Genomic DNA, 12,490 nt, shown 5'->3' with positions numbered 1-12,490 from the left:
TATCATGGCCATTTACAAAGCCTATCATCATCATTTTGATGACGTCAACTGCTCATGTGTTATGCTGGGTGATAGGTGACGGGCGTGACCGACTATTAGATTCGATGGAGATGACATGATTGATTTGAGCGAGTACAGCCAAGCGCAACGGGAGCGCCTGGTGTACATCGATTTCCGCCTCTACTTCACAGGCGCCGTCTCACGTGCGGATCTCATGGATAGGTTTGGCGTGGGCGCCGCTGCTGCCACCCGTGATTTCGCTCAGTACAAGGATGTTGCTCCACAGAATACCGAGCTCGACACGGTCACGAAGCAGTACGTGATACGCGAAAAATTCTCGCCTCTGATCGCGCACGCATCTGAGCGAGTTCTCACTGCGCTTTCGCAGGGATTTGGCTATGGTCTGGATTCGTATGAAAAGCCGCTGATCCCCCACGAGTCGGTTTCGCTGCTCAGCAAACCTAAGGTAGAAGTTTTAGCGCCCATCACCCGGGCAATACACCTTAAGCGGGTCGTTAAAATCAGCTACACCTCTGGTTCAGGTCAGTCAGAGCGAATCATCGTACCGTTCGCTATTGGTTGTGACGGTCTTCGCTGGCACGTTCGGGCGTTCGATCGGAAACGTAAAAAGTTTGCAGACTTCGTTCTAACTAGAGTGGGGCATGCCGAGATTCAGATGGGGGAGAAAGCGGGAGACGATGAAACGCCTAAGCATGATGATCAGTGGAATCGGATGCTTGAGTTACCCATCGTTCCGCATCCCGATAAAGACTCTACAGAGATCGTTAAGCGTGACTACGACATGCTTGATGGCGTGCTCAAACTACGAGTTCGCGCCGCCATGGCGGGCTACGTACTGCAGCAATATCACGTCGATTGCTCGCCTGATCACAGCATCACGGATAAGGCCTACCGGTTATGGCTAAAGGATCCTCTCGCACTTTACGGAGTAGAGAGCTCCATGTTCGCTCCAGGCTACCAAAGTCCTAATTAATTGCCGGCCAAAGGCGCAGCACCGGAGAAAAGCTGTTCGCAATAGGCTCTATCTGTTCCTCACCCGTTGTTGGCCAGTCGATTCAAGAGTGCCCGGCTGGTCACTAAGGCTATATGAAGACGCATGGTTGAATGGTCTTCATCCGAAAGGCCTTTATGCGAACCATCTGAGTGCAACATCTTCATCAATCCGTTGAGCATACCTTTCCCATCTTGGTTCCATTCTGAACGGCTTTCCGATAAAAAACCGCGATTGGCCAACGCTTGAAAACCGTTGTTCAAGCCCGGGTGAAGAGGGAGGTCAGCGGACGCAATCTGCGTTGCTATCTCCAGAACGAGGCTCTCGATGAATGTCCTGATCTGCGCGTTTGCTGCCGCCCAGTCGCCTCTCGTATGCGCGTCAATAGCCTGGTCAAGATGACCGCAAGATCTGACGAAACCAAATCGTTTCAGGTGCTGGTGAACTTGATCATCGCCCGCAGGCAAATCCACATTTTTTGGCAAGCTTCGCCTTAGCCAAGGAGGTGTGCCCTGTCCGCAGTCGCCAGCATCCCAGGAAACAGTGAACCCATCCCGCGCTAGGCAGCGCTCGAATTGTTCCTGATGCTCATGTACGGAAGGCAAGCTCATGAGCCGAACGGCTTCACGAATCAGGGCTTCGCCATGCGTCATCTGACCTTCTCGTGCCCAGAAAACGAGCCCTGCTCGCTCCAATAGTGTCTTATTGAATACAACCCTTTTTTTCGGAACCGACAGCTCACCTCCGAAAGGTACCCACTGATCAAGCTCAAGCCGCTGCACCATCAAGTCAAAGCCTGCGTTTGTTCCTGCTTTCTCAATAAAGTCCGATGCGGCCAGTAGGGTCTGACGAGTGAAATGCAACTGCTCAGACATCATGTCCTCCAACGATGGTTAGTTGTGCTGCTCTCGAAGTCAGGCAGAGTTTTCCGGGATTCGGCACTTGGCGTGCTTGCGAGTGGCACGGGTGACGAGCCGTTCACTTTAGCAGTCTGGATGAGCCAGTCAGCGCGGAAATCCCCGGCTTTACTCCTGGCGTCCTGTAAGCCCTTTCGAAAGTGCATCTGATATTTGAGCGATCTGAAATCCGGGCAAGCTGAGCGCGCAGACGTGGAGGGTCGCAGGCGTGAGGATGGAAGCCCGAAGGTACGGGGCGCCGACTTGCCAAGGCTCGGCTTACGGCAGCCATTCCCCGTAGGGGCAGGCACCAATCCTCACTTGCGTGAACCGCTGAGTCAGGTACCCAACCAGTTAACACTTCGCATCGCTACCTCTTCACCAGATCTTTGTATCGGTCTTGTGACTCCAGAATCTGATCCCTGAGCTCTTCAGAATCAATCCTCATCCCGCCACGAGGAGTTGTCTGCAGCGTTTGCAGGTTGTGCACAGCTTTAATTAACTCTCGTTCTTCTGCCTGTACCCATGCAGGGCGTTTGTCTTTCCAAAATAGCCCATACCATCGGGTTTGTCCCATGCCTGCTTGGATGGAGGGGAGCGGTAGGCAACGTCTACTCGTCGATGAGCCCTTTGCCGACATACTCCCTGTGAAGTTGCTCGGCTGCGCAAGCCTTACAGAGTATTCAAGGTGTTCATCGAGCATTTGCCACAGGGCTCCTAGGCGCAAGCGGATGACTCCATAGAGAAGGGATGCTGAGCGGTGAACGCTGGCATATGTCCACCACCACAGCACCGACGCGGCAGGTGAGTGAGCGATAGAAATTGGCTCAAAACATTTTCGGGAGAATGATTTGTAGTTGAAGAATTACGAACCACACGAAAAAGATGCCACTCATCAAATACAGAATCATTAGGATAAAACGACGGATCGGGTGCATTGTGTTTTGCCAAACTGCAATCGTTTGAGCAAACGCTATAGCCCCTGCATGATCTGCGAACAAGTGATCCAATCCTTCAGCTTCGTGCCGTATGTTCACGGTGCTTCGACTCTCAAGATGCGAAGATATGTTGATAGGGCACCTGTACCAGCCCACAACCAGATCTCCCACCTTTGAATTGGGATTGTCCTGGATGTCGTATTCATTGAGAGAGCTGATGGTCAAACGACGCATTAAGGGGCGGCTACCCTCGTAGATGTATTGCGGCGAGAACTCCTCCATATCCGAAGAGCGATCGCCCCTTCGCCACATAGTGACATTCCGTAGGTTGCGATACTCGCAGAGAGCGCGCTCAATGTGAGCGCACGCATAAGCATCAAACCCTGCGAACGCAGGCACACCATATCCGGACATAATTGCGATCGCCGTCCGATCTTCGGACTTCTGCTCATCCAGCAAGTCAGGATGCGGCCACCAATTGCGTTTGCTCCACCAGCGTCGCAGCTCATCCTCAACCAGCGTACGAAGCCATACACTGGATTGATTTTCGAGTAACCCAGGCTTGGAGGAAAGGGCCTGTTTCAACAAAAGAGGGCACCAGATTTCATACCAAAGCACAGCGATGAGGTAGGTCAGGCCTGCTAACAAAAGCCACCTGAAGGGAGCTCCTGCGTCACCTGCCTCACCATGCATACCAGGTGCGGCTTGATAGAATGCACTGATCAATCCTCCAAAAGCGGCAAATCGCACTGCAGTGGTAGTCTTCAACTGAGACCAGAAGATCCAGCCTGTGCGCTGCCTTAGCCAGTGATATCTGACTTCCTGCCGAGTTGAGCGCTGATTCGATAACGGACTCTTATACATGTCCTGTGCGGGGAATTCGTCGAAGTACCACGCCAAAGGATTCATCTCTCGAAATCTAGCCGCACGCTTGCGACGTCGATGGGCTTTTACCATCGAGTAATATTGCTCTGCGGTTTGATAAAGATCATCAGGTTTTGCCTTCTCTTCATTGTCGTTTTCAATTTCAGACATACGCATTCCGTTGTTCATAAAAAATGAGGATCCGCAGTTTAGAGCGTGAACGGTCAGATTACAGCTCGTACAACAACGTAAGCGGAGCGCGCATGCCGCTAGGCTGAGGCGCGAGGATGGAAGCCCATCGGGCCGAGACGTAGCAGGCCGCTCGGTTCACAGCAGCCGTTCCGAAGGGCACACACATAGAATTCCACGAACATTCATGTCAAAGCGGCAACGTTGGAATATTATTTCTCATGTCCGCTAAAGTTTTTTGAGCGACAGACCGTTTATGTTTGTATTTAGTTGCGATGGTAAAGGCGTATGTTGAACGAAATTGGTTTTTCGATGAGCACTTTCTTCAATGTTGAGCGTTTGATGATATATCGTGCTTTTATCGATAAAGAGAGAGTGTTTACTGGCTTGGTAGAATCAACCGGTAACGTTATGACGTGCGTTATGGAGGACTCTGATTAATGCTTTACAGCGCAACAATGCTTCCTTTCACCGTTGCCGAGCTCAGACCAAATCCTCGGCTGTCCTTGTGCATTAGGGATCGCTAGACGGTGGAGGAAATACTCTTCCAGACTGTGCAGACGTTGTTGGCCATCAATCAAAATTTCGTTGTTTCCGGCCAATGCCCTGCCACCGCTCTCTGCCTCGTACCAGTCATTCGTGAGGTAGCTCCCCAGATCCCCGCCTGACCATACTGCGGAGATGAAGGTTATTACGATCACAAGTGGCCCGGCAACGTGTTCAACAGACCGGTCAACCTGATCGACTTATACAATGAGAGAGGTTTTCAGGTAGAAGAAACGCCAGAGCTTCCGCATCATGCGTTGCTCGACGCAAGGTTGTTGATGCATTACTACAAGAAGTATCTCAAGGCGTAAGCTCATCCTCCTCTGGCATGTTGAACGGAGTACCGGGAATAAACTCGATGTGGTTTTGCTTCAATCTGCATTCTTTAGGCTCGAATAGCGCATCAAATAGTGCGTCAAGCAGCTCAAGAATCTCCTGGATTAGCTTCTGAACTTCGTAGTCCTTTGCTGTGAATTTGACGTAGACAGGCTTTCTTCTGCGCCCGCTGACTGCGATGAACTCATAGAAATAGATTCGAGCTCTTTCTTGTTCTTCGCTATCTCTTCTTGCAATTTCATCCTGAAGCTCTGAAAAGGTTTCTGGATCATAATGTATTCCTTCTTGTGTAGTTAGTTTTTGCCAAGTCAACCTTGAGCGCTTGAGCTGCCTGCCGCTTATATGTTTGCCGTCAAACTCAAAGCTGATGCCTTTCGGTTGGCCTTCTTCGTTTAGTGTCAGGTTGATGTAGACCTTTTGCTTCCTCAGGGCGCGGACGAAGTCGAACATGTCGCCATTGGTTGCCTGGGTACGTTCGATTGCCCCGGCGATCTTCGCGATCATCTTGTGCTTCAGCGGGAGTTCGTTATCGCGGATCGAGGCTTGGAGCTCTGCGTGAGTAATCGAGACGCCCCACGTGTCTTTCGACTTCGGAGCTTTGCTCAGATTGAAGCGGTCTTCGATGCCCGACACTGAATCGAGGCTGATGCTTCGCTCATTGCTGTCTTTTACCATGCTGAATTCGTCATTGAACCTAATGCGGTTCGCTACGATGTGGACGTGTTGGTGATCCTTGTCTTGGTGCATCACCGCAACGAACTGGTTGGTTTCGTCGAAGCCTAGATCTGTCATGTACGTCTGGACTGTTGTGCGCCACTGGGACGTCGTTAAGGACTCTCCTGGGCGCAGGGACAGCATGGCGTGGAAGACTGGCTTTATGGGCTTCTCGGAGTCGGTGGAGAAGCGCCTGAGCGACTCCACTTGATCGAACTCCCTGATCATCTCTGACAGGTCTGATTCGTTGCCTTGCTGGACGCCTGGCAGAGGGTCTTTGCTCATTGTGTTGAAGCTGATCGTCCGGATGCCGGAGATCTCGTGGTCGTGCTTGGTGCAGCCAAATATGTACCGGATGCGGCCTTTGAAAGAACCAGCGGACTTGGGAAAAATCTTGCCGATCATGCAACACCTCCCAGGTTCACCTGAGCTATGAGTTTAACCTTTGTCAGAAGCTCGGAGCCTGGGCGGTCTGCGTTGATCATCGATGCAAGGTTCATCAGTTCGCGGGCTATCTGTACGACGTCCTGGGTGACTTTGGGCTTAACCTGGCTGTTGGCAACGTAGTCACGGATGAACGCGCCAGCGGACTTATAGCCTGCCTCAGCGACTTTCGCATTTAAAGTATCGAGCTCAGCTTTGTTTAGTCGCAAAGTGATACGGGATTCTTTGTTTTTTCTCTCAACTGTTTTCATCTTGACTCACCTTTATTGTTTTTATATGAACTTTGCTCTAACGCAACACCCGAAGGGATGTGAGTATCTAGTCGCTTATTGTCTGACGTAGACACAACTGGCTAAAAAGAAGCTCTAGATCTATTGTGCAAAAGGAGCTTTAGGTGGATCTAGTGGTTTTGCTAATTATTTTGAGTTATTTGCTTGTATACCTAAATTTTCGCAAGGTGTGAATGCGAAATCGCAGTGTTGGAGTGCGAAATCACTTTAGTCGCTTGCGGTTTTACTTTAGGTAAGTGCGGAGCTCGCAAGGGATGAGTGCGAAATCGCAGTATGGTCTTGCGACTTAGCTTTGACAGTAAGCAATATGGAGGGTATATCAGTTGTAGAAGGTTATACTTGGGAATATACCAGTCTCTTTACCTCCTTCAACGATACTGTCAAATGAATCAAAGAATTTCTCTGGTGTACTGAGCTTTGCTGTCCATGTCACAAGCTCTGGATATCCCATTACGTAACATGAAGAATCCATTTCTTTACCCAGCCCAAGAACTCGTTCCGAGTAGCTTTCCCATTCATTGATGAAAGTTTCCTGGACAACTATAAGGTTTCGGATCACTTTGTCGTGCGTTTCAATCTCAAAGATATCTTCGCCAAAGTGAAACTGCAGGTTCTCACCACGTCTCAGGTACTTAATCGCTCCTCTCGTTTGATCAATAGCTTTATCAAGAGCCTTTGAAACTGTCGAGATCTTTCTTTTTAGAGTTCGATCTAAGGACTTCTCCGTGTTTGGGCTGTCCTTGGCCTGAATCAGCAGCAGATATTCATCGGAGGCAACTAAAACGTCGACGAACTCTTCATTGTTATCTGTGCGAAGTGGGTTCAGGAATATTGAGTCTTCATGAAATACTTTCTGAAGTAGCTTAACAATATCCATCTCTTGAAAGCTACCTGGCTCTAGCCTCTCAAGGGTCGAGTGGCTCACAGATGGGCATTTTTGAAACAGGTTGTTCATGGGTACTGCGTCTAAAATGAATAAATCCTCGATCATAAGTCGTTCAAGGAAATTAACCTTGATCGAGTTCTTATCATCCTGAAGCGATCTGCGCATGAACCAGTGATTAGTTAAGTCACGAATTTCATAAGCAGCCTCAAGGCTTGATGGGGCAAGCTTGTATTGGCTTTTGTCGAACTCTGCGAACTTTTCGTTCTGCGACCTGTAGCCAAGAAGTTCGCGATTGTTGTCGTCAAAGAAATGAATGTCGAAGCTTTCCGATGAAAGCAGGTCAAATATGGAGTGTCCCATTTCATCGTCTAGTAGGGGAGTAACAACCATCAGTGGGTTGAGCTCATCATCTTCATATGTAGTGACTAGGCCGTGGTAAGTCTCTCCGTTCATCCGACATGGGACTAGATAGAACCCGATGCGCTGCTTGGCTTTTGCGGCTAGTACGGCCTCCTTGGGCACTTTGATTATGAGGAGGAACGTACCTTCCTTGTCGTTTGCAATCGTACTTATCCCGTGATGTAGGTCTCTCACGTGCTGCATCAGATGTGGATAGCGGATGGTCAGCATTGTGTCTCCATGACGCTGGCATAAATCAATGTGCCACTACTCATAGCATGAAAGTGGCAGCTATTCTGTGCAGGAGAGGGGAAAGTAGGTAGTGCCAGTCGGTAGTGCCATGGCTGGAGGCACTTGCGCTCACCGTGGAGTCCAATCGGTATGTCCAATATTTTCGCTGTCAGGGTAGGTGGGCGGTATCGATGTCTGCGCACAGAATGTACACGATCAGAGCAAAACCCAATGAATTCAGGCTTTGGTGATCCAATCCATCATCGGGGCGACGGAGAAGCGGCGGGAGAGTGGGGCGGGTGTGGCGGAGATAGGGGACATTGGCGGTTCTGGATTGGGTGGGGCTGGGAGGTGGGGGAGTTTATCAGGATTGAGGGTGGTGGGCTTGCAGATGCTCTTCCATGGTACTCGTCGCATTTAAGAGTGCTTTTTTCGATCAATCGACTAGCTAGGGGTGGCGATTTGATGGCCGAACATCTATTTTCTAGAGCAACAAAACCACAAGCTTGTGAAAGGAAAAGCAATGGACGCTCAGCAAGAAAAGGTCTTTTTTGACGAACGTGAAGTAAAGGTTACCAACAGCCGGTTCATCCTTCCGGGGCAAAAGACGTTTGCGATGAGTGGAGTCACGGCTGTGAAAACCTCTCAAATAAATCCTAACCGTACTTGGCCCGTACTGCTGATGATCGTTGGGGTGATTATCGGATATAACAAAGGTATCAATACGGTTTCCGTCGTCTTGTTTTTTGCAGGTCTTGCTTGGTTCTTTATGCAGAAGACGATCTACACAATTGTGCTTACTACGTCCTCTGGAGAGCAACAGGCGCTGCAAGATGTGGATCTGTCCTGGATTTCCAGAGTCGTCGGCGCGATAAATGACTCAATCATTCATCGGGGATGAAAAAGTGACGGATTTATTTAGAGGCTGAGGTTTCGGCGGTAAATAAATCCGTCCCTTTGCTCCGCTTTGCTCAGAAAGCTTGGATTGGTACTGGCAATGCCGGTCACATGTTGCGAATGTCTTCATTCGCAGCGCTATATTGGGTCACGGCCGCTTCGGCGGCGGGAGCCCTCAATCAGGTATTTACTGCAACGGATCACTCGACGAAGTGGACCCTGGGCCTAATAGGGCGCCGCTATTTATCCTGCGCTCGACCTGAAACTCATCGATCAACTTCTGAACGCTCTCAGGTCTGGGTACCCGTATTCCTTTATTACCTGACTCGGTTTCCTGAAGGTATCGGTCCGACAAATCCTGGAGGCTTGAGCCTAAGGTGAAATCCTCAGCTTCTATCATGTCCTGGAGGAAGTATTCGATCGACCTCATTGCTTGGGGATAAAGAATAATACGAGTTTCAGCCAAGCCGGCTTTATACGGTTCCATCAACTGTCCTATCTCAGTACCTTTGTGATTGCGACCTCCCCAATTTGAAATTTGAGCCGTGCCTTTATCGACGTAACTATCAATGCTTTCTTGCGAGAGGAGCGCTCCTCCGCTTTTTTGAAAATACTCGTAATGCTCGCGCTGAAGCCTATCCATAATTTTCTCAGGGCCAAGATTTATTTCCTTTGGGAGAATGCTAGTGCCCGCGCACAACGCGATACAAATTTCATTAAGCTTCTTCAGAACCTTGCGGTCAGGGTGTTCGCCTATCATTTCTTGCATTATGTTCACGAACTTAGGGCTGAGACCAAGATTGTTATAGTGAGCCGCGACGGTATCGATCTGACCAGTAGATTGCCTATTCAAAATATCGATAGCTTTTACATCAAACCTACTCTGGGATGATCCAGGGTATTCCCCATCATCCCCTTTATAATACTTTGCATCATAGGATCCTTTGCCAACCTGATGTGTTGCCGTTTTTTGAATTGCGTTATCCAACGTCAGAGAGCTGGCCTTGATTTTGTCAATTCCAGATAGGTAATCGCAGGTGATCTGAATATATTTGCCGAATAAAAAGTAGTGCCTGGCCTTTTCTTTTACATGATGCTTCAATACATCTCGCAAGGGGCCACTGAAAATGGCATTGCTACTGGTTCCAATCTTTATCCGGCTAACTTGTGTTGCCCCTCGGGCAGTCGTGGAAATTATTTGTTGTCCCTTAACATATAATCCGCTCATAGCGCTCCCATCGATCAGATTCAATAAGGCCAGCAAGATCCAATTAAGTACTGTAATCCATGCCGCCTGATGTTCTATATTAAACATTTAGGATTGTAGTCTTGGCTCCAAGTTCTTCCAGTCTGTAGTCAAAATTAGCCTTTTCCGTGCATCCTGCCGAACGCGCACAATCGGTTACGCTTCTGACTCGAATGGCACTTATTTAACCTTCTTCGGGTGCCTATTCCTCCGTACCTCAGCCTTTGCCGATCGACGTGTTTGCATCAACCCTGGGTAGGGCTTGGATCTTCGTTTTAGAGCGCGAGGCTCTATCCTGTCAGGCCGGTTTCCGACACGTTTGTAGGCAGTCAACTTGTGTTGACTCAACAACTCATCGCCTTAAAGCGAAAAGTTTATTACTTTCCCATCCGCTCCGGGTGGTTCATCTAGTGATGCTAACTAACTTTAAGTGTTGACGATTATGATTGTTTTATACGATCACCGGTAATCGCCGCTTGTTACCGTCCGGACGCATCAAGTAATAAGTCAATCAGCAACTGAAACTTGCACGAATTCAGCAGATGCAGGCGGGTATTCACCAGGCATGGTTTCGACTCCTTTCGAGAAAAAATACAAGCAAAGTACCGGTAGTGCCCCTGTCAGGCAGTTATTACGGCTTGCTTAGAAATTGCTACAAAGCGAAGAAGTTACCGCGGATTAGCCCATGTGGCTGGGACGTTGGGGGAGTGCTATGCCCAATCCATCATCGGGGGCGACGGACAGCGCCTGAAAAAGGAGCGCAGTGGTCTTTGCGCTGGTGACAGTAATCGGTTCGATCAGCGTGTTCGTAGAACCTTCCCAAACAGAAAAACACGCCCGTTTAAATGAAGCTTGTTGCTGCAGTCCCGTTCCTACACCACCTTGCGCCTCCCCCTACACCTAAGACAGAATCCGCTGGCTTGTGCGTCTAGCTCGCGGGTTCTATCGTCCCTGTGTCACTGCAAACCAGTGATCGGGTTTGGTAGCCCGCTTCGTTTCTAGACTCATGGCGTCACCGTGTGCAGTCCTGTCCCAGGACTCGGATTTCATGGTGGTCATGCGTGGGGCTCATTCGTGGGCGCCGGGTTCTAGTGCGACCGGTCTACCAACCCGCGTATGGCCGCCACCTATCGTTTGGTAGCGAGGGTGATGGCTCCTTTTAGTATTCGCGCTAGAGGTTCCATCTATGTTCAAAGTAACGCCCAACCCACCAGAAACCGACCCCGCATCCCCCTACGAATCCCTCGATTCCCGCAAACTCCACGAAGCCGCCGAGCGCGCCCTCGATCACTACCTCACCCCGGCCAGCCAGATCATGGCTTGCGGTGATCAATCCAAACCGATGTTCCTCGCCAACCCGGCCTACGACACTGAATCCCTGCTCGCCAACGCCAGTGAGTCGCTGGGTTCCGCCACCACCATGCTCAACGATTTCGCCGCGTTGCTGGATATCTCGCACCGCAAGACGCTGCTGGGCATTGCGCAGGTGGTGATGTTGGGGGAGTTGGCGGTGAATCAGGCGTTGGATAACGTTGAGTTGAAGGCGTAGGGCGCGTGCCTCTGTGGCGAGCGGTCAGGCCGGTGCCACGGAGGGCTGTATCAGCTCGATTGTTTGAGGTGGGCTGACAGTTCTTTCCAGACGTCCCGATAGCTGAAGCGCAGCCAGGCGGTATGTAGATTATGAAGTTGCCGGCGAAACCTGCTGTTCCTGTTGGCGAGCAGCATTTGCTCGATTTCCCGGTTCAACCAGTCGGGTTCGAAGCCTGTCCAGATCGGGGGAAGTACGCATTCCAGGTTGTCGGCGCAGACGACGGCGACTTCCGAGTAGAGGATGTTTTTGAGCAGTTCCGGCTCGTAGCCTTTGATTTGCTCAGCGATGTAGGGGTAGTCCACCCCAGTGTCGACAAAGATGTCGGACAGGGCGGCCCTGATTTTGTACAACTCGCTGGGAGTTGGTGAGTGTCCCATGAACCTGAACCCGTGCTGTCGATCCGCAAAGTTTCATCTTGCCACACGCGGTGAAGGCCTACGATGCTTGCACAAGATCATCCCAAGGGGAGCCGTACCATGCGCACCAATGTCGTCAAAGTGCTGTTGATCGCTGCAGCTGTCTCGGTATTGAGTGCCTGTTCGGGCTCCGGTGGCTTGACCACCACCAGTTGTTTTTCCTCGGATTGCCAATCGCCGGAGGGTCGCAGTAATGCGACGACGCTCAAGTTTGGTGGCAACAGTATTGGCAGCAGCTTGAATCAGTACAGTTCCGGGATGTTGCATGACGATTGATGGAAATCGAGGCTGATACTGAACTTGTGATGAGGGGATTTGGCGAAACGTCGCACCGCCCCGATGGGTCGCGGACTCCGCTTTTAAAACAGAGGACTGCTACGCAGTCCATCGGGGATAAATCCCCTCGCCACAGGTGTAATTCGCTCCATTGGTGTATTGGCTCTACAGGTGCAATTAGTTCCACAGGTTCACCTGTTTCCTCAGGCTCCACCGGTTCAGTGTTCAGACAATAGAAAAGGCGCCCATATCGGGTAATGCCGATCAGTTAAGCGCAGATCCCCTGTGGGAGCGGGCTTGCTCGCGAAAGCGGTGGGCC

11 protein-coding genes are annotated in these 12,490 nt (G+C 50.4%); 4 read left to right on the top strand and 7 right to left on the bottom strand.

Features of this window, described 5'->3' with window-relative positions:
* Positions 1 to 115: 115 nt before the first annotated feature.
* Positions 116 to 994, top strand: coding sequence for a YafY family protein (locus PseAD21_RS11985; RefSeq protein WP_102355850.1), 879 nt, complete (start codon positions 116 to 118; stop codon positions 992 to 994).
* Between the two features lie 59 nt (positions 995 to 1,053).
* Here PseAD21_RS11985 and PseAD21_RS11980 read toward each other — a convergent pair whose 3' ends face one another.
* From PseAD21_RS11980 to PseAD21_RS11950, 5 genes are all read right to left on the bottom strand, one after another.
* Positions 1,054 to 1,887, bottom strand: a complete 834-nt coding sequence (locus PseAD21_RS11980; protein ID WP_102355849.1) for a hypothetical protein — start codon at positions 1,885 to 1,887, stop codon at positions 1,054 to 1,056.
* Positions 1,888 to 2,735: 848 nt separating this feature from the next.
* The gene (locus tag PseAD21_RS11970) at positions 2,736 to 3,881 is read right to left on the bottom strand and encodes a hypothetical protein (RefSeq protein ID WP_102355848.1); all 1,146 of its coding nucleotides are present in this window, start codon (positions 3,879 to 3,881) and stop codon (positions 2,736 to 2,738) included.
* Between the two features lie 864 nt (positions 3,882 to 4,745).
* On the bottom strand, positions 4,746 to 5,900 hold the full coding sequence (locus PseAD21_RS11960) for a relaxase/mobilization nuclease domain-containing protein (RefSeq protein ID WP_102355847.1): 1,155 nt from the start codon (positions 5,898 to 5,900) through the stop codon (positions 4,746 to 4,748).
* Positions 5,897 to 6,190, bottom strand: a complete 294-nt coding sequence (locus PseAD21_RS11955) for a hypothetical protein (protein ID WP_102355846.1) — start codon at positions 6,188 to 6,190, stop codon at positions 5,897 to 5,899. Before PseAD21_RS11955 ends, PseAD21_RS11960 begins: the two co-directional genes overlap by 4 nt.
* A gap of 358 nt (positions 6,191 to 6,548) precedes the next feature.
* On the bottom strand, positions 6,549 to 7,745 hold the full coding sequence (locus PseAD21_RS11950; RefSeq protein WP_102355845.1) for a hypothetical protein: 1,197 nt from the start codon (positions 7,743 to 7,745) through the stop codon (positions 6,549 to 6,551).
* Between the two features lie 523 nt (positions 7,746 to 8,268).
* On the opposite strand from PseAD21_RS11950, the gene PseAD21_RS11945 reads away from it, so the two are divergent.
* Positions 8,269 to 8,646, top strand: a complete 378-nt coding sequence (locus PseAD21_RS11945) for a DUF6232 family protein (protein WP_102355844.1) — start codon at positions 8,269 to 8,271, stop codon at positions 8,644 to 8,646.
* A gap of 183 nt (positions 8,647 to 8,829) precedes the next feature.
* Here PseAD21_RS11945 and PseAD21_RS11940 read toward each other — a convergent pair whose 3' ends face one another.
* On the bottom strand, positions 8,830 to 9,957 hold the full coding sequence (locus PseAD21_RS11940; RefSeq protein ID WP_102355843.1) for a hypothetical protein: 1,128 nt from the start codon (positions 9,955 to 9,957) through the stop codon (positions 8,830 to 8,832).
* Positions 9,958 to 11,074: 1,117 nt separating this feature from the next.
* Here PseAD21_RS11940 and PseAD21_RS11935 point away from each other — a divergent pair.
* Positions 11,075 to 11,437: a DUF6124 family protein gene (locus tag PseAD21_RS11935; protein ID WP_102355842.1), complete on the top strand. Its 363-nt coding sequence runs from the start codon at positions 11,075 to 11,077 to the stop codon at positions 11,435 to 11,437.
* 50 nt (positions 11,438 to 11,487) lie between these two features.
* Here PseAD21_RS11935 and PseAD21_RS11930 read toward each other — a convergent pair whose 3' ends face one another.
* Positions 11,488 to 11,856, bottom strand: coding sequence for a hypothetical protein (locus tag PseAD21_RS11930; protein WP_102355841.1), 369 nt, complete (start codon positions 11,854 to 11,856; stop codon positions 11,488 to 11,490).
* 99 nt (positions 11,857 to 11,955) lie between these two features.
* Here PseAD21_RS11930 and PseAD21_RS11925 point away from each other — a divergent pair, with 99 nt between their 5' ends.
* Positions 11,956 to 12,171, top strand: coding sequence for a hypothetical protein (locus tag PseAD21_RS11925; protein WP_102355840.1), 216 nt, complete (start codon positions 11,956 to 11,958; stop codon positions 12,169 to 12,171).
* The last annotated feature ends 319 nt before the right edge of the window (positions 12,172 to 12,490 follow it).

This window comes from Pseudomonas sp. AD21, from assembly GCF_002878485.1.
Lineage (GTDB): Bacteria > Pseudomonadota > Gammaproteobacteria > Pseudomonadales > Pseudomonadaceae > Aquipseudomonas.
The sequence above is the reverse complement of the archived record's forward strand: the minus strand, read 5'-3'. Positions and strand labels throughout refer to the sequence as shown.